Below are 18,002 nucleotides of genomic sequence, written 5' to 3'. Positions count from 1 at the left end.
CTGGTGTGCACAATGCACACCAGCGTTCGAGCTTGTGCGCTGCGACGGTCAGGGGATTTCGGAGTCCCATTCCTGCACAATGAATTCCGCGGTTCTGCGTGCGTAGGCTTCGATCGACACCATGGGGTTCACCCCAGGCGCAGTGGGTAGCGCGCTCGCATCCGCGACATAGACTCCGGAACAATCGTGGAGGCGACCGCGGCCGTTCACCACCGATGTCGTCGGGTCGAGGCCGGTAGGGCAGGAGCCGCTCTGGTGTGCCGACAACGTCAGGATGTCCGTGGCGTCCAGGCTGCCGAGCGTGTCGAGAAATGCATCGAAGTCATCGCCCTGACGCCAGCGAGGGTCGGACGGAAGAAACGTGAAAATTTCTTCGGCACCCGATGCCCGGAGGATGCGCGCGAGTTCCTGATGCGTACGGCGGACGACTGCCAGGTCGACCGGATCGTCGAGACCCCATGTGACGACCGGCATTCCGTGCGCGTCGCCCTCCACCCGTCCGGAGCCGTGATCTCGAACGAAGCCCCAGACTCCGGAGACGTGTTCGAGGCGTAACTGCTCCTGCTTGTGTTGCTCACCGGAGTGCCACGGTGTGAGACCCGTCCAGAAGCCGAGGCCCATGGGCGCGGCTTCCACGACGAATCCGTGTTCGCCTTCCACGTGCTCGAAGTCGTGACTGACGCTGGTGAGAATCTGCCCGGCCCAACCCTTCACGACCTCGTCGTACACTCCGCTGACGAAGTACGAGGGGTGAACGTGCAGGTTTCGACCGACGCTCGGCCCACCCAGCCCGGAACGTTGCAGCAGAACGGGCGAGGCGAGCGCGCCCGCGGCGACCACGACGATCGGTGCCTCCACGAGTACGTCCCGGTCTCCGTCGGGAGTGTTCACCACCGCTCGGACGCCGACTGCGCGGCCATCGGCGTGCACGATTTCCTGGACGTCGCACTGGGGTAGCAACTGCGCACCCGAGTCGCTGGCATCCTGAAGGAAAGTTTTCATCGTGGATTGTTTGCATCCTACGAGGCAACCGGCATTGCACTCGCCGCAGAATCGGTCGTCATTGTCTTTGGCGTTGCGTGCCAAAGTATTTCGTTGGAGTCCGGCAGCGTCGAGGCCGCGATTGAGAATTCGGTTGACGCTGTTGTGCACGGTATTGGCGGGTACAGCGTTGATCCGCTGCATCACCGATTCGATGTGCGGGCCGAACTCGTCCGAGGACGCGCCCTCCATGCCTGCCTCGACCCATTCGTCCAGTACGTACTCGGGCGTCGGGAGACACGCCATGGAGTTGACCGTGGTTCCGCCACCGACAGTCGAGCCTGCCAACAGGCCGACGGTGGCATCGGTCGACCAGACGAAGCCACCGCCGAGATACAGATTCGGAAACGACAACGCCTCCAACTGAGGTAGATCGGGCTCGTTCCGATAGCCACCTTTCTCCAGTACGAGTACCTTCATACCCGCGGCCGCGAGACGGGCCGCGGCAACGCCGCCGCCCGCACCGGAACCCACGACCACCGCATCGACCGTCAACGTGATCGACCCGTTGTCGGGTAGCTCGGCCACGGTCAAGGTCTTCGGAAACTGCACTGCGGTCGGCGGTTCGAGCAACGGACCGGCAAAGCCGAGGGCCGGCCACGTCGGGTTCTTCGACGCCTCGTCCGGCACGGTGTAGAACATTGCCAACACCGTGCTCTGCACTATCAGAGCGCCAGGACGAGTCGACGGGTCGGCGAGCACCGTCAGCCACTGCTCGTCGCGGCGATCGGGCGAGCTGTCCGCGAACGATTCCGACAGGGCGTCGAGGGTGCGGCCTACGAGGATGTGCACATGTGGGGCCCAGAGTGGGAGGACCGAGTCGAGAATCTGGTCCACGGCGAGATCGGAGGCACTCGTGCTCCAGAACACCTGCTCGTCCGTCGAGGCCGAATGTGGCGCAGAGATTCGCGGAATCAGAGTGTCGCAGAGTGCGGCCAAAACACGGCGGTCCCAGGATGATCGTGCGGAATCGACAGTCACCAGAACTCCTTTCAGTCAGAATTCGCCAGTGTCCACCTGGACCATCGATCGCAGGGCCCGCAGTCTCGGTGAGCGAACCGGCACAGCGTGATCGGGGCAGATGCCCCGCGATACTGCGTGCGGCGGCCGCCCGGGCGGAGCTCGCGACACAGAGGCCCGGCTGCCTCGAGGACCGCTGAGCAAAACATCGAGCTGCGCGCTCGACCGCACACTGGTTGTGTAGGAAGCACACGCTGGCGACTCGAGATCTCGACCAGATGAATGCTATGAAAGGAACACCCGTGCGTCATCCGCTCTTCGATTCCCTGACATCCGACGAGTTTCGCCGCGTCGCAGATGTCGTTCGTCGTGAGGCCATCGCAGAAAGGCCGGGGTTCGCCGCGGTCTACACCGACGAGCCGGACAAGCGACTGCTCCGCGAAGGTCACGAGATCGCCCGTCGCGCAAGGGTTCTGTTGGTCGATCGTGCGTCCGGAACGACGCACGATGTCGTCGTCGATCTCGATGCCGACGCCGTGGTCTCGTCCTCCGTTATCACCGACGGTGCTGCACCCGTCCTGCTCGAGGAGTTCGATCTTGCTCCCGACCTGATCAAGCAGGATCCGCGATACGTCGAGGCGCTTGCGCTGCGCGGCATCACCGACATGGACAAGGTCCAGATCGATCCGTGGGGCGTCGGCAACATGGCCGTGCCCGGCGTGCTCGATTACCCCGTCGACGGCAGGCGTCTGGCCGGCTCGGTCTCCTACTACCGCGATTTTCCCGACGACAACGGGTACGCGCACCCCATCGAGGGTGTCATCGCTGTGGTCGATCTGGTGGCGCTGAAGGTCATCGACGTCCACGACTTCGGCGTGCGGCCGATGAACGTCGAGCAGGCCAACTACACGGCGGACGCGAACCAGCCGATGCGCTCCGACGTCGCCCCGCTCGTCATCACTCAGCCCGAGGGCGTCGGATTCAAGATCGACGGCCGCGAGCTCACCTGGCAGAAGTGGCGCTTCCGGATCAACTGGCATCCGCTCGAGGGACTGGTGCTGCATGCGGTGGAGTACCTGGACGGGGACGAGTACCGCTCGGTTCTGCACCGCGCGTCCCTGGGCGAAATGGTCGTACCCTACGGCGACCCGTCCAAGGAGCACTTCTGGCGCAGCGCATTCGACGCCGGCGAGTTCGGCCTCGGAAAGCTCGCCAATTCGCTTCGACTCGGCTGTGACTGCCTCGGTGAGATCGTCTACCTGGACGCGGAGAATGCCGGCGAGAACGGTGAACCGACCACTATCGAGAATGCGATCTGCATCCACGAAGAGGACGCGGGCATTCTGTGGAAGCACACCGACTGGATGACCGGCAAGGTCGACGTACGTCGCTCGCGTCGCCTGGTCGTCAGCTTCATCGCCACCGTCGGCAACTACCACTACGGCTTCTACTGGAACTTCTACCAGGACGCCTCCATTCAAATGGAGGTCAAGCTACTGGGGATCGTGCAGACCCGCTCCGTCGAAGAGGGTGAGACCTCTGCGCACGGCACCCGGATCGCCAAGAACATCGTGTCCAGCTACCACCAGCATCTGTTCTCGTTCCGGCTCGATACCGAAATCGACGGATGGCAGAACACTGTCGTACAGAACGATGCCTACGGGGTGCCTGTCGGCCCGGACAATCCCTACGGCAACGCAATCGGAGTCAAGAAAACGGTCATCGACCGCGAATTGACCGGTGACGACCACACCAACACGCAGTCGTCTCGCAGTTGGCAGATCATGAACACCGCCAAGAAGAACGCCTGGGGCAATCCGGTCAGTTACAAGTTCCTGCCCGGTTGGTCGTCGGCAACGATGCTGGCGCAGGATCCCTCATTGATTGCCAAGCGAGCCGGTTTCGGCACCCGCAACATGTGGGTGACGCCGTACTCGCCCGCTGAAATGCGCCCCTCGGGTGACTTCCCGAACCAGAGCCGCTCCGGTGACGGTCTTCCCCGATGGACTGCGGAAAATCGCGCGACCGACAACACGGATGTGGTGCTGTGGCACACCCTGGGAGTGACACACATTCCGCGCGCCGAGGACTGGCCGGTCATGCCGACCGAGGTCGTCGGTTTCCACCTGCTGCCGGTGAACTTCTTCGACAAGAACCCGGCGCTGGACGTGCCTGCTTCGTCGAGTGCACACGGCGGGAGCACTGCAGACGACCAGCCGGGCGAAGCGTCGTGTCACTGACCCTCGGGCCCGTGGTGGGCATGCCGCCCGGGCGCGAAAGAACGAGGGCTGGAGTCGATCTCGTCGATGCCGTCCTCGCCGCTGTTGCCATTCTGTGTCTGGTGGTGCACGTCGTGTTGCTCATCGTCACGGGCACGGCGATGCTCGGCATGGTTGTGCCGATGCTCGTTCTGTCCGGCCTGTGCGTGGCGTTCACGTGCAGGAAAGGCAACGGCCACCGCGTACGCGAGTACGCCGTGACCGCCGGTTTCGGTATCGCGATGCTCACTGTGCACTGGGCGTTGATGTCGACGTCGCTGGGCCACTCGAGCCACACGGCGGCGGAAAGCGGCACCATGGATCACGCTGCGATGGGGCACGGGGCGATGGACATGGCAGGCTCCGGCAGTGTTCTGTCCGCGCAGTCGTTCGAGGGATTGATGCAGGCCGGGTTGTTCTTCGCAGCCCTTCAGGTCGTGTTGGCAGTGGGCGCATCGGTGCGTGCACTGCGTGCCGGCGGTGAATAGATCCATCGCCGCGACCGAGAGCGAACACGGAAACTCCGGTGCCGACGGCACCGGAGTTTCCGCGTCCGCGGTGACGGCACCGTCGGGTCGGGGCCGTCTTCGCTTGGTCGTGATGCTCGGTGCGCTCACCGCACTCGGTCCGTTCACCGTCGACATGTATCTGTCGGCTTTTCCCGTCATCGCAACCGAATTCGCGATATCGGAGACGGCGGTGCAGTTCACCCTGACCGGCACTCTGATCGGCTTCGCCGTCGGCCAATTGGTGATCGGTCCGATGTCGGACGCACTGGGTAGGCGACGTCCACTGATCGTGGCGTCGCTGCTCCATGTTGCGGCCTCTCTCGGGTGCGTGGTCGCGCCGGGTATCGAGGTGCTGGCAGTGCTTCGGGTCCTGCAGGGTTTCGGAGGTGCAGCCGGGGCGGTCCTCGCCATGGCCGTGGTGCGAGACCTCTACCAGGGCAACGCCGCTGCGGTCATGATGTCCCGGCTGATGTTGGTGATGGGCGTGGCACCGATCCTGGCACCGTCGATCGGTGGCCTGGTCGTCGAAGTGTCTACGTGGCGCGTGATCTTCGTGATCCTCGCGGCTCTGGGACTGACGGCGGTCGCGATCGGTGCGTTCGCGATGCCCGAGACCTTGCCCCCGGCGGCGCGGCAGCAGAACAGTGCACGCACGGTTCTGCGGAATTACGCGCGCCTCGGCACGGATCGAGCCTTCGTCTCGATGGTGCTCGTATGTGGCCTGGGCCGGGTGGTGATGTTCGCGTACATCTCTGCCTCGCCGTTCGTCCTACAAGGTAGCTTCGGACTCACTCCGCAGCAGTTCGGAATCGCTTTTGCCGCAGGCGCAGTCGTCTTGATCGGAGCTTCGCAGCTCAACGTCGTCGTTCTTCGTCGATGGACAACTCGAACCGTTCTGCTCTCTGCGCTGCTGATCGGCACCGTCGTTGCCGTCGTGTTCGTGGTCTTGGCGGCGACCGATACGGGCGGGTTGATCGGTTTCGGGGTGCCGGTGCTGCTGATCTTGGCGGTGATGGGCACGGTCCTACCGAACGCTCCGGCGCAAGCACTGGCAGGCTACGGGTCCCTGGCCGGTACCGCGTCGGCCTTGATCGGCGGCGTCCAATTCGCCTTCGCAGCGGCAGCCGCACCCGTCGTCGGTCTCCTCGGCAACGACGCCCTCGCAGTGGCGACCATGATGGCTTTCGCGGCGTCGGTTGCCTTGGTGCTGGTTCTCGTCGGCACCGGACCGACGGTGAGGACCGCTGAGCGAGACGCAGTTGTTGCCGGTGACGCCCCCGTGTCCGAAGCTTGCGTCGTGACTGTGAGCCAGAACAACATCGAGGCCGCCGCCGAGCGGCTGAATCACGCTGCGAACAGCGGCGAGCCCTGCGAGCCGGTCCGCGACTTGATCGGCCGTGACGACGTGACGGCGGCCTATGCGGTACAGGAGATTCTCAACAACGAGCGTCTGGATTCCGGAGCGGTCGTGGTCGGCCGAAAGATCGGTTTGACGTCGAAAGCCGTTCAGGCGCAATTGGGTGTCGACCGTCCCGACTTCGGAATGCTGTTCGACGACATGGCCTACGGTGCCGACGCCGTCATTCCCGCCGAGCAGGTGTCACAGCCGCGGGTCGAGGCCGAGATCGCCTTCGTATTGCGCGAAGATCTGGCCGACGGGCCTCTCGACGCAGATCGCGTCAGACGAGCCACCGATTACGTGGTCGCCGCCCTCGAGGTATGTGGTAGCCGAATCAGCAACTGGGACATCAGCTTTGCAGACACCGTGGCCGACAATGCGTCGGCGGGTGCCTACGTACTCGGTGATCGGAAAGTGTTGCTCGGGGATCTGGACCTCACCGAGGTGCAGATGACCATGTCGATCGACGGAACTCAGGTGTCCGAGGGCACCGGTGCCGCCTGCCTCGGCGATCCGGTCGCAGCCGTCGTCTGGCTGGCACAGACCGCGGCAGACCTCGGTCGGCCGCTGCGTGCCGGCCAGGTCGTTCTGTCCGGAGCTTTGGGACCGATGCGGGCGGTCGCAGCAGGACAGTCGGTCACGGCCACCCTGACCGGCCTCGGATCGGTGAGCGCTTCCTTCCAGTAGTAAACCGGGACAACCCTTCTCCGTGTATCGCGCTACGGAAGCGGGTTGTACTCGCAACGTGTCACGTCAGAAGGAGAACAATGTCGTCCATTCTCTCGTCGGAAACAGCCCGCGCGGCTTTCGTCCCCAACGGGGACTATCAGCAGTTCATCGGTGGCGACTGGGTGAGCGCCCGTAGCACCTTCGAAGCGGTCGACCCCAGCGTCGGAAGCCCGTGGGCGGTCCTGCCGCAGGGCACGGCCGAGGACGCGGAGTCCGCCGTGGCGGCGGCCGTCCGCGCCTTCGGGCAGTGGCGCAGGACGACGCAGGATCAGCGACAAGCAATCCTGCTGTCGATCGCGGATCGCTTCGAGGCCGACGGCGAACGTTTCGGTGCCTTGTTGGCGACCGAGAACGGCCGACCGGTGCGCGAAGCAGGAATTGCCGACATCCCTACGGTGGTGGCAATTTTCAGGTTCTACGCCGGCGTCATCCGCGCATTCAACGGCGAGCAGATTCCGCTGTCGAACCCCGACACCCTGCTCTACACCAAGCGCGAACCTCTCGGCGTGGTCGCGGCGATCATCTCGTGGAATTCGCCGTTGATCACCTTCGCCAACAAGGTGGCACCCGCGCTGGCCGCCGGCAACACGGTCGTCGTCAAGCCCTCGGAGTACGCGTCTGCGAGCATTCTCGAGTTCACCCGGTTGATCGGTGACCTCTTGCCGGCGGGTGTGCTGAACATCGTCACCGGTCTCGGCCCCGAGACGGGAGCGGCTCTGGTCTCGCACCCCGACGTCGCCAAGATAACGTTCACCGGTGGTCCGGACACTGCCCGGGCAATTCTCGGTTCCGCAGCGCGCACACTGCGGCCGAGTTTGATGGAGCTCGGCGGCAAGGGACCGATGATCGTCGCTGCCGATGCGGACCTCGAACTCGCGGTTCAGGACGCGCTGATGGGGATCTATCTGGCCAACGGTCAGGCGTGCATCGCAGCCTCGCGTCTACTGCTGCACGACGACATTCACGACGAATTCGTCGAGCGGTTCGCTGCGGTGGCCCGAAAGATCAAGGTGGGCGACGCGACGGATCCGAGCAGCGAGATGGGACCGCTGGTGTCGGGTCGTCAACTCGAACTGGTCAGCGCGCACGTCGAGCGGGCGCGCGCGGAGGGTGTCTCGGTGGTCGTCGGAGACGAGCCACTCGACCTGGACGACTCTTTGCACGGTGGGTTCTATCGTCGTCCGGTACTGCTGGCCGATCCGAAGGGCCAGGCCACGATCGTGCGGACCGAAGTCTTCGGTCCGGTGACCGTCGCGGAACGCTACCGAACCGACGAAGAAGCGATCACTCGCGCGAACGCATCGCCGTACGGCTTGGCGGCCGGAGTCTGGACACAGAACCTGCGCCGCGCGCATCAGTTCGCAGATCGCCTGGACGCGGGAATCGTGTGGGTGAACCGATGGTTCGATCTGCCGCCCGGGATGCCGATGGGCGGCCGAGGTGACAGCGGGTTCGGACGTGAGTTGTCGTTCGAGACGCTCCGTGAGTACTCCGCAGTCAAGTCGGTCAACATCGATCTCGGAGGCGATCGACCACCACTGTGGGGATTGGCCGGGCAGTAGCGACGCGGTCGTCGGTAGCGTGGTTTGCTGTGAGGATGAACGCTGCCGACGACTCGACGGAACATGAATCCGATCAGTCCACCAGGGATCGACTGCTGGATGCGGCCATCGATATCGCCGGTGAGACCGGTGTACAGGCCGTCACCTACCGGGCCGTGGCTGCCCGGGTGAGCATGGCGCACGGCTTGGTCCGGCACCATTTCGGCACCCGGGAGCAGTTGCTGATCGAAGCGTTTCGCCGAGCGGCGGAACAGGATTCGGACGACGTCGGGCTGGAGGCGAACTCGATCGACGAGTTTGCCTCCAATCTCGTTCCAACACTCAATAATTCGCGTAAGCGCCAGTTGCTTCAATACGACGAGACCACTCAGGCGGTCCGCGGTAATCTACCGATCGAAAACGTGCGTGGACTGTACCGGCGGTATGCGGCTCAGGTCCGACACACGCTCGACAATGCCGGCGTGCCCGACCCCGACGGCAGCATCTCGGAGCTGGTGTTCTCGGCACTGGACGGACTGGTGATGCAGCACATGGTCTTCTCCGACGACGACAGGACCTCGCAGCTGCTGGAGCAGCTGCGAGAAGTCCTCCGGCGTCTGGTCGCGAGCTGATCGCTCAGTGATTCGCCGTGAATTCGGTGTCGACGCCCAACGGTCCCAATTTCTGAGATCCGCCCGGATCACCGATCGGCTCGCTTCTTCCCGGCAACGGCTCGTTGAAGAAGGCGATGGAATCTGCGACGAATTCTGCGAGCTCGGGATCCTTGCGCGCTTTTCGGTCGACGAAGACGGCGTCCACCGGGCACTCCACTTCGCATGCCCCGCAGTCGATGCACTCGTTGGGGTTGATGTAGCTGCGGCGGTCGCCGATGTAGATGCAGTCGACGGGGCACACTTCGATGCACGACCGATCGAGCTGATCGATGCAGTTGATTCCGATGACGTAGGACATGCTGGTTCCTCCTGGTGTGGTGAGGTCTGGTGTGGTGAGGCGCTCAGGCGCCGTCGGTCGAATGTCCGGGGAAGAGCACGAGGTCGGGGTCGAGGTCGACCGCAACGTGATTCATCGCGGTCGCGACTTCACCGAATCCGACCGACATGAGCTTGACCTTTCCGTCGTAGTCGGTCACGTCACCGGCGGCGTAGACGCGGGGCAGGTTGGTTCGACCCGAACGGTCGACGGCGATGGAACGGCCTCGCAGTTCGAGGTTCCAGTCGCGGATGGGGCCGAGATTGCTGATGAAGCCGAGAGCGGCGATCACATGATCGGCCGCGACGACGGTTTCCTCGCCGTTCTTCGCCCGAAGCGCCACCTTCGACAACGACCCGGTTTCCAGATCGCCCACCAGGGCAAGGACTTCGGTGTCCGTGTGGATGGCGACCTTGCCCGAACGCACGCGTTCGAGAGTCGCGGCGTGACCTCGGAACGTGGCTCGGCGGTGGACCAACGTGACCGATCGGGCGATCGAGGCCAGTGCATCTGCCCAGTCGAGCGCGGAGTCACCGCCACCGACGATGACGACATCCTGGTCGGCATGGACCGTGGGATCGGTGACGAAGTAGGAGAGTGCGGATCCGAGCCATTCGGTACCGGTCTCCATCGCCCGCGGCGTCGGGGTACCGATACCGGCGGTCAGCACGACGGCACCGGCACGAACGATCGTGCCGTCGTCGAGGGTCAGGACCGGCAGGCCGTCCTCGTGGGTCAGCTCGATGGCCTGACGGCCGAGTAGATAAGTCGGTGAGAAGGCACCGGCCTGCTCCACGAGATTGGCGACGAAGTCACGACCCCGTATCGACGGCAGCGCGGCCACGTCGCGAATCTGCTTCTCCGGGTACAGGGCCATCACCTGCCCTCCTGCCTGGGGGAGAGCGTCGATGACTACGGTCTCCAGCCCGCGAAAGCCGGCGTAGTACGCGCCGTAGAGTCCGGTCGGGCCAGCACCGACGATGGCGACGTCGGTCGTGACGACCGAGGGCTGAATGGTCATCGGGTCTCCTTCGAGTTCGTTGGGTCCTAGGGACAGTAGGCGCCGCCGTCGGATACATCACGTGGATTGGACCGCTGAGCGGAACCGGGCGGGGTTCTCGGTCCGAGAAAGCCGGGCGCGTGGACAAATTCCGGTAGGCGGACCGCTTCGATTGTGGTGTCCGCAACGCAGTGATGTGCTGTGCCGACTCGGAGCGATCGGTCGAGAAGTCGATCGCTTCCCACGACACGAGTGAACTGCACCTGGAGAGCACATATGAGCGAGACGCTGGAACCCCGCGCGGCGTCGACGGTATCGCGCCCTACCGTCGCGACACCGCCGAAAGAAGCGGACCGAGTGAAGACGCCGGCCCAGAAGAAGAAGGACGGCAACCTGCCCGGTAGGCAGGACTGGTCGAGTTGGCCCCTGTATCAGGCAGCCGGAGCAGGCTTTCGCGGCTACTGGTACCCGGTGGTGTTCTCGTCCAAGGTCGGCGAGCGTCCCGTACGGGTCAAGCTGCTCGGCGAGGACATCTTCGTCATCCGCGACCGCGGTGTCGTCCGAGGCATGGCCAATCGGTGCCCCCACCGCGGAGTGCCGCTGAGCTACGGCAACAAGCAGTTTCCCGGCACGATCTCGTGCGTGTACCACGGCTGGACTTTCGATCTCGAGACCGGAGACCTCAAGGCCGCCATCACCGACGGTCCCAAGTCGCCGATCTGCGGCAAGGTCACCCAACCGACCTACCACGTCGAGGAACGACTGGGAATGGTCTGGATTTTCGTCGGCGACGGTGAAGAGCCACACCCCATCGACGAGCAGCTGCCCGAGGAACTCGTCAGCAACGCTGCCGTGATCGGATCGCGAATCATGCCGCGAGAAGGCAACTGGCGCTTCGCCTGCGAGAACGGGTACGACGAGGGACACGCGAAGTACCTGCACCGAACTGCGCTGTGGCGGCTGTTCAAGGCGATGCCGGTGTGGAACACCACCAAGATCGTCAAGCGCGGTCGCTGGATCTACCGAGTTCAGCTGGAACAGTTCTGGGATGCGGACTTCCCCGGCCTCGGCAAGTGGACCGGGAAGGCGTGGTTCAAGAGCAACCCGCCGAAGACCACCACGAACATCGGCAACACCGGTTCACACCGTGAGGTGAACCCGGTGATTGCGGCGCAGGAGTTCCCGGGTTTCGCGTCGGTGAGTATGCCGGGTGTTCTGCGTATCGCCTACCCCACCTTCATTCACTACGAGTTCTACGTACCGGTGGACGAGGACAACCACCTCTACGTGGGAGTGATGGCGGATTTCCAGAAGGGGCTCAAGACCATTCCCTTCTACTTCAAGTACCTCGGAGCGGTCCGTTGGCTGTTCCACGGTCAGTTCTCCAGCCAGGACAAGTGGATGGTCGAGGTGACCGATGCACCGCCGGAGAAGCTGTACCGGCCCGACGACTCGCTTCTGCAGTGGCGCAAGCTCGCCGAGGACACGACAGAGGATCGGATCGATGCGTTGGCCGAACAGGGCATCGACGTACCGACCCCGTAATGATCTCACCCTCTGATTCGAGCTCGACCTAAGGAGCAAAACATGTCAATCGTGCTGGGAATCGGGGCATCTCATTCCACGTTGATGAACACCCACTGGGACAAGGTCGTTCACACCGACCGTGCCGAGGCGTTTCGAGAAGGACTCGCGACGGCCCGCGACCGCATCGTCGAAGCACGTCCGGATGTCGTGGTTCTGGTGGGATCCAATCACTTCCGGGGGTTCTGGCTGGACATGATCCCGTCCTTCACCATGGGCGTCGGCGAGGTCGTTGCCGCAGGTGACGGCGGAACACCGAAGGGCCCGCAGAAGACCGATCCCGAATTCGCTCGTGCGTTGGCCCAGTACCTCGTCGATGCCGGCACCGAAGTCGCCATTTCGGCACGCCTGCAGATCGACCACGGTCAGTCCCACGCAATTCAGTACCTGCTCGACGGGATCGACGTCCCGGTGGTGCCGTTGGTGGTCAACGTGTTCGCCGCGCCCCTGCCGACACTTCCTCGTGTCGCCGAGCTCGGTCGCAATATCGCCGCGGCAATCGAGAGCTTCGGTGACCGCCGCGTCGTGGTCGTCGCCTCGGGCGGACTGTCACACCAGTTGCCGTGGCCCAGTGACTGGACCGCTCCCGAGGGCGAGGACGAGGAGTTCCTGGTCGAAGCCTGGTTGAACGGGCGCGGCGAATGGGAACGCTACGACAAGCGGCGACGGGAAATCATCGTCGGAGCGAAGCCGACCATATTCCCGGAATTCGACGAACAGTTTCTGCGCGATCTCGAACACGGAGATCTGCAGAAATACACACAGTGGACGTCCGAGCAGATTGCCGAAAACGCAGGAAACGGTGGCCAGGAGCTACGAACGTGGCTGATGATGGCTGCTGCTCTCGGCTTCGCGCCGGGCAAGACCCTTGCGTATTCGCCGATGCCCGAATGGTTGACGGGAATGGGCGTGGCAGTGATCGAACCCCACACCTTGCCAGGAGAGAAGAACTCATGACTGTCGCATCACCGGTTGCGGTCGGGAAGTCGCCCGCCGCTTCGGCACCCCCGGAAAGCCGCTTCATCGAAGCGGACGGTGCCACCTACCACTACTACGACATCGGCACCGGGCAGGACACGATCTTCCTGCACGGCGGCGGCCCAGGATGCACCGCGTGGAGTGACTTCGGCCCCGTCGCACCGTATTTCGAGGCAGACCGACGTTGCGTGCTGGTGGATATCCTGCAGTACGGGCAGTCGGAGAAGTGCCTGATCGATGGCCCGATGTGGGATTTCCATGCGGCCAAGACGGTGGCGCTGATGGACGCACTCGGCATCGAGCAAGCCGACTTCGTCTGCAACTCGTGGGGTGGAACGATCGCCCTGAACTTCGCTGCCCTGCACCCCGAGCGTGTTCGCTCACTGGTGATCACCGGAAGTATGCCGGTGTTCTACGGTCCACTGGCACCACTTCCCGAGCGCGGTCATCGGGGACGGACCGCACGGGACGTCTACTACGGCGGCGAAGGACCCACCCGGGAGAAGATGCGGACGCTGATCACCCGCCTGGAATGGTGCGACCCCGATCGTCTCCCCGAGGAGACCCTGGACATGCGCTACCAGCAGAGCCTCGATCCCGAGGAAACGGCACTCGCTGCGATGTCGGACAGCCCACGCGGCGAATGGCAGGACCTGACACAGCAATTGGGCCTGATCGAGGCGCCCACCTTATTCATCTGGGGCCGCGAGGATGCATTCCTCACGCCCGACTATCCAATGATGCTCGCGCGCATGATCAAACGCGGCAATCTGCATGTGATGGACAACGTCTCGCACCATCTGCAGGAAGAGCGGCCCGCTGCGTACCACGCGGTGGTGTCCGGATTCTTCACTGCCAGCCAACATCCCTGATCGAGCGAACGAGGACACCGTCGTGAAGATTCTGTACATCCCGCTGGCCATCGGTACCGGGATCGGCGCGCTGCGCTACTTCAGCGGGCGCCTGGCCACCCACCAGCGTCTGATCCCGAACCCGTTGGCACGCGTCAACACCCAAGTACATCGCATCAATCAATAGCACAGTATCGACTGAGTAGGAGCATCCAACGTGACGCAGGAACTCGCACGAACAATTTGGACGGAACTGGCGGGGCTCGACTTCAGTGTCAGCACCATCGACGCAGGTGGCATCCCCACCCGATCGCTTCGGGCAGGTAACGGTGCCGAGCACATCGTGTTCTTGCACGGCACCAGCGGGCACCTGGAAGCGTTCGTCCAGAACATCAAGCCGCACGCGGAGCGCTACACCGTTCACGCGATCGACATGCTCGGCCACGGGTACACCGGAAAGCCGGACTACCCGTACGAAATTCCGCGCTACCGGGATCACTTGCTCGCGTACTTCGATGCCGTCGGTATCGACAAGGCGCACATCGGCGGAGAGTCACTGGGCGGTTGGGTGGGCGGTCGGACCGCAATCGACAACCCCGATCGTGTCGCTTCGCTGCAGATGATCGCGGCCGGTGGAACAGTGGCCAATCCGGAGGTCATGGATCGCATTCGCACGAGTACGCGAAAGGCCGTCGAGACCGACGACGTGGAGCTGACGCGCCGTCGGATGCAGTTACTGATGCACGATCCGGCCAACGCGAGCGAGGAATTGATCTCGGTTCGGCACACCATCTATCACCAGCCGGATTTCATCGCAGGTATCGACAATCTCCTGTCGCTGCAGAACATGGAGACTCGGCTGCGGAACATCCTCACACCCGAGGACCTCGCTCAGATCACCGTTCCCACCCTGGTCGTGTGGGGGCGCAACAACCCGTTCGGCGACATTCCGGAGGCACACGCGATGCACCAGAACATCGCCGGATCCGAGCTTCTGTTGTTCGAGAACTGCGGCCACTGGCCCCAGCGTGAGCACGCGGACGAGTACAACGCGGCCAGCCTCGCGTTCCTCGAGAAGCACCCGATCGCATGAGTGCGACGATGCGCGCAGCCCGGGTGCACGCGTGGGGCGAAGCGCCGGTCGTCGAAGACGTCGACGTGCCGGTGCCGGCAGCGGGCGAGGCACTCGTCCGCGTCGAGGCCGCATCGGTAGCGCACCTCGACGTGACCGTCGCCAGTGGTGAGTTCGGTATCAAGCCGACGTTGCCGTACACCGGAGGCGTGGAGGGCAGCGGCGTCGTCGTCGAGTCCGCCGTGTTCGAGCCCGGCACCAAGGTCGTTCTGCGCGGCGGTGGCCTCGGACTGTTCAAGAACGGAACGTGGGCCGAGTACGTCGTCGTCAAGGACAAGGCTTTGGTCGAGGTGCCCCACGGTCTTTCACCCGAGGTCGCAGCGACATTCTGGGTTCCGACGACGACCGCCCGCGCTGCACTGGTCGACGTCGGTCGACTCGGTTCGTGGTTGCCCGACGTCGGCAGTGCTGCCGAGGAACACGTCATCGTGGCCGGTGCCGCCGGTGCCGTCGGCTCGATGGTCACCCAGCTGGCCCTGCGGTACGGAGCCACGGTGACGGCCCTCGTAGCCGACCGCGAGCAGGCGTCGCGGGTCCCTGACGGTGCCACCGCATTGGTCGCCGGTGACGACGAGCAGTTCGCCGTACTCGCCGAGCAGCGCGCGGCCACCCTGCTGGTGGACACACTGGGCGGGTCGAATCTCATCGTCAGATCCCGTTGGGTGCGCCCCGGCGGCCGCGCGGTATCGATCGGATACGTCACCGGCAACGACGTGTCGATCGGGCTGTCGAACTGGCTGCTCGACGACGTTGCACTGTTGCCGGTCAACATGATTCGGCGCGAGGAGTCCGCGCGTGCCACGGTTCCCGAACTCGCTGCACTGTTGGCTGCAGGAGATCTGACGCTCGACTACGAGAGTTTCTCGTTGGACGAGACCGGGATTGCGCTCGACAAGCTCGGCGCGGGAAAGGTCCGTGGACGAGCGGTGGTCATTCCCCAGTGACGACCGTGAGCAGAAGGGACTCCGCCGACGAGGCCATCGAGCGCGTTCTCGCACATCTCACGCGAGAACGACTGCTCGCTGCCGTTCGGGCAATGGTGGACATTCCCAGCCCCACCGGCGGGGAAGCACCGCTGGCCGAGTGGATCACGTCGGATCTGGCCTCGGCCGGGGTCGACGCCGAGGTCCAGCGCATCGACTCGAGCCAGGCGAATGCCGTCGCGACCATCCCCGGCGGCGACGGACCGTCCCTTCTGCTCTACGCCCCGATCGACACGTTCACCACCGGTGATCCCGCGCTGGACATCCCCGGCGCGGCCGTGTCGTGGCGGCCGGATCTCGCACCGCGGTCGGTGGTCTCGGGCGACATCGTCGAGGGACTCGGAGCCGGTAATCCCAAGGGCCACGGCGCAGTGGTGCTGGCTGTACTGCATGCGTTGCACGCAGCCGGCGTCACTCCGCCCGGTGACGTCGTGGGCGGCTTCGGAGCCGGCGGCATGCCGAGTTTCGCGGTGTCGGGAGTCGGTGCGCCGGACCGCACGAACACCGGTCACGGTGTCGGCGCGGGGTTCATGCTCGAACGTGGGTACACCACCGACTTCGCCGTCATCGCCAAGCCCGGTTGGACGGTGCTGCACGAGGAGGTCGGGCTCGTGTGGATCGACGTGACCGTACACGGTGGACACACTTATGTCGGCAGTCGCCACCGCATTCCGTACAGCAACGCAGTTGCGTCGGCCGGCCGCGTGGCCGTCGCCCTGGAAGACTGGCTCGAGGAATACGCACAGCGCCATCGATATTCGACGATGACGCCCCAGGGGATTGTCTCGTCGATCAGCGGCGGCCTTCGCCGGCTCGCGGCGTCGACCCCTGCGGCAGTGACGCTTCGGCTCGATCTGAGGCTGACGACCCGACAGACGCCGGCCACGGTGCTGCGCGAAGTTCGCGCCATGCTGGCCGGGGTGAGCGAGCAGCTCGGCGTGGAGGTGTCGGCACGAGCGGTGGCGGCCATTCCGGCGACCCACACGCCCCCCGAGTCACCGGTGATTCTGGCGGCGGTCGACGCCTTCGAGACGGTCTCCGGTTCACCGCACCAGATCATCATGGACAACAGCGGTGCCACCGACGCGAACATTCTTCGCATGCGCGGTGTGCCCACGGCTCGGGTCGGAATGCCGAAAGTGGCTGCCGTTCCCGATGGCTCGAGCATCGACTTCACGCGTGGCATGAACCTGGTGGACGTCCGAGAGATGCAGCGGTTGGCAGAAATTCTGATCCGTACCGTGTTCCTCCTGCCCTCGAAAGACGACAGTGCCCGAGCAGGATGACTGCGCCGCACCCAGCGTCGCGAACTCGGTGCTGGGCAAAACGCGGTTGATTCTCGAAGCGTTTCGACTCGACGACGACAGCCTCACGTTGACCGAATTGGCGCAGCGCACCCAGATATCGAAAGCATCGGTACACAGGCTCAGCCGGGAACTCCTCGAATGGGGAATGCTCGAGCGGTCCGGTCTCGAATATCGCCTCGGCATGCGGGCTTTCGAGTTGGGGAGCCGCGTCCCGAGATTACGTGTTCTGCGTGACGCCGTCCGACCGTTCATGGAGACCCTGCATCACCGGACCCACGAGACAGTGCATTTGGCGGTGCTCGACGGCCACGAAGTTCTGTACCTCGAAAAGGTCGCCGGCGGCCCCGCTTCCGCCCGCCCGTCACGGATCGCGGGTCGGCTTCCGCTGCACTCGACGGCCACCGGGAAGGTGCTGCTCGCGTTCGGGCAGCCGAAGCTGTTCAACGATCTGCTCGCCAGGGGCCCGCTGGAGCGGGTGACCCCGGCGACGATCGTGCTACCCGGCATGTTGGCCGAGCAACTTCGCCGAGCGAGGGCCGACGGGTACGCCTCCGAACGGGAAGAGATGACCGCAGGCTACTGCTCGGTCGCTGCGCCCATCTTCGGGCCCACCGGCCTGCTGTTGGCGGCGGTGTCGTTGACTGCGTCGGCCGCCCGATCGGACCTGCCGCAGCTGGCCACGCTGGTGAAGTCGCTGAGCGAGAGCGTCTCTGCTACCGGCGTGGTCAACTGACCTCTAG

General features: G+C 64.3%; 16 protein-coding genes and 1 pseudogene. 14 read left to right on the top strand and 3 right to left on the bottom strand.

Translation table 11 applies throughout. The features are described from left to right. Positions 1–48: 48 nt before the first annotated feature. A complete protein-coding gene (locus JLZ96_RS06490) occupies positions 49–2,022 on the bottom strand; it encodes a GMC family oxidoreductase (RefSeq protein ID WP_201009682.1) in 1,974 nt (657 codons plus the stop codon). Positions 2,023–2,303: 281 nt separating this feature from the next. Between JLZ96_RS06490 and JLZ96_RS06485 the strand changes: the two genes are divergently transcribed. From JLZ96_RS06485 to JLZ96_RS06465, 6 genes and pseudogenes are all read left to right on the top strand, one after another. Then, positions 2,304–4,241 (top strand): primary-amine oxidase, encoded by a 1,938-nt coding sequence (locus JLZ96_RS06485; protein ID WP_167325245.1) that lies wholly within the window; start codon positions 2,304–2,306, stop codon positions 4,239–4,241. After that, entirely contained in the window at positions 4,232–4,747 is a 516-nt protein-coding gene (locus JLZ96_RS06480; RefSeq protein WP_201009681.1) for a hypothetical protein, read from the top strand. The genes JLZ96_RS06485 and JLZ96_RS06480 overlap by 10 nt, the downstream gene beginning before the upstream one ends. After that, positions 4,722–5,972, top strand: a pseudogene (locus JLZ96_RS06475) (multidrug effflux MFS transporter); the annotation flags it as partial. The gene JLZ96_RS06480 and the pseudogene JLZ96_RS06475, both read left to right, overlap by 26 nt. A gap of 75 nt (positions 5,973–6,047) precedes the next feature. Beyond that, complete coding sequence (locus tag JLZ96_RS24930; RefSeq protein ID WP_236254071.1) at positions 6,048–6,854, top strand: 2-keto-4-pentenoate hydratase; 807 nt, start codon at positions 6,048–6,050, stop codon at positions 6,852–6,854. An 80-nt stretch (positions 6,855–6,934) separates the two neighbouring features. Further along, positions 6,935–8,458, top strand: coding sequence for an aldehyde dehydrogenase (locus tag JLZ96_RS06470; RefSeq protein ID WP_057473821.1), 1,524 nt, complete (start codon positions 6,935–6,937; stop codon positions 8,456–8,458). 35 nt (positions 8,459–8,493) lie between these two features. Next, on the top strand, positions 8,494–9,069 hold the full coding sequence (locus tag JLZ96_RS06465) for a TetR/AcrR family transcriptional regulator (RefSeq protein ID WP_201009680.1): 576 nt from the start codon (positions 8,494–8,496) through the stop codon (positions 9,067–9,069). Positions 9,070–9,073: 4 nt separating this feature from the next. Here JLZ96_RS06465 and JLZ96_RS06460 read toward each other — a convergent pair whose 3' ends face one another. After that, positions 9,074–9,409, bottom strand: a complete 336-nt coding sequence (locus JLZ96_RS06460; protein WP_032385615.1) for a ferredoxin family protein — start codon at positions 9,407–9,409, stop codon at positions 9,074–9,076. A 43-nt stretch (positions 9,410–9,452) separates the two neighbouring features. After that, entirely contained in the window at positions 9,453–10,448 is a 996-nt protein-coding gene (locus JLZ96_RS06455; RefSeq protein WP_032385614.1) for an NAD(P)/FAD-dependent oxidoreductase, read from the bottom strand. A 255-nt stretch (positions 10,449–10,703) separates the two neighbouring features. Between JLZ96_RS06455 and JLZ96_RS06450 the strand changes: the two genes are divergently transcribed. From JLZ96_RS06450 to JLZ96_RS06415, 8 genes are read left to right on the top strand one after another with little or no spacing between them, the layout of a single operon-like run. Further along, positions 10,704–11,972: a Rieske 2Fe-2S domain-containing protein gene (locus JLZ96_RS06450; RefSeq protein ID WP_080731842.1), complete on the top strand. Its 1,269-nt coding sequence runs from the start codon at positions 10,704–10,706 to the stop codon at positions 11,970–11,972. Positions 11,973–12,014: 42 nt separating this feature from the next. Further along, positions 12,015–12,968, top strand: a complete 954-nt coding sequence (locus tag JLZ96_RS06445; RefSeq protein WP_032385613.1) for a catechol 1,2-dioxygenase — start codon at positions 12,015–12,017, stop codon at positions 12,966–12,968. Beyond that, positions 12,965–13,861 (top strand): alpha/beta fold hydrolase, encoded by an 897-nt coding sequence (locus JLZ96_RS06440; RefSeq protein ID WP_048319519.1) that lies wholly within the window; start codon positions 12,965–12,967, stop codon positions 13,859–13,861. The genes JLZ96_RS06445 and JLZ96_RS06440 overlap by 4 nt, the downstream gene beginning before the upstream one ends. Positions 13,862–13,883: 22 nt before the next feature. Further along, positions 13,884–14,027, top strand: coding sequence for a hypothetical protein (locus JLZ96_RS06435; protein ID WP_155288885.1), 144 nt, complete (start codon positions 13,884–13,886; stop codon positions 14,025–14,027). 30 nt (positions 14,028–14,057) lie between these two features. Further along, positions 14,058–14,933, top strand: coding sequence for an alpha/beta fold hydrolase (locus JLZ96_RS06430; protein ID WP_032385612.1), 876 nt, complete (start codon positions 14,058–14,060; stop codon positions 14,931–14,933). Beyond that, a complete protein-coding gene (locus JLZ96_RS06425; protein WP_228139169.1) occupies positions 14,930–15,916 on the top strand; it encodes an alcohol dehydrogenase catalytic domain-containing protein in 987 nt (328 codons plus the stop codon). The genes JLZ96_RS06430 and JLZ96_RS06425 overlap by 4 nt, the downstream gene beginning before the upstream one ends. A gap of 5 nt (positions 15,917–15,921) precedes the next feature. Then, positions 15,922–17,241: a M20 family metallopeptidase gene (locus JLZ96_RS06420; protein ID WP_176458037.1), complete on the top strand. Its 1,320-nt coding sequence runs from the start codon at positions 15,922–15,924 to the stop codon at positions 17,239–17,241. Then, on the top strand, positions 17,225–17,995 hold the full coding sequence (locus JLZ96_RS06415; protein ID WP_201009679.1) for an IclR family transcriptional regulator: 771 nt from the start codon (positions 17,225–17,227) through the stop codon (positions 17,993–17,995). The genes JLZ96_RS06420 and JLZ96_RS06415 overlap by 17 nt, the downstream gene beginning before the upstream one ends. Positions 17,996–18,002 lie beyond the last annotated feature (7 nt).

It is taken from the genome of Rhodococcus sp. NKCM2511 (assembly GCF_014905595.1).
GTDB lineage: Bacteria > Actinomycetota > Actinomycetes > Mycobacteriales > Mycobacteriaceae > Rhodococcoides > Rhodococcoides fascians.
This window is presented reverse-complemented; position numbering and strand designations above follow the sequence as displayed.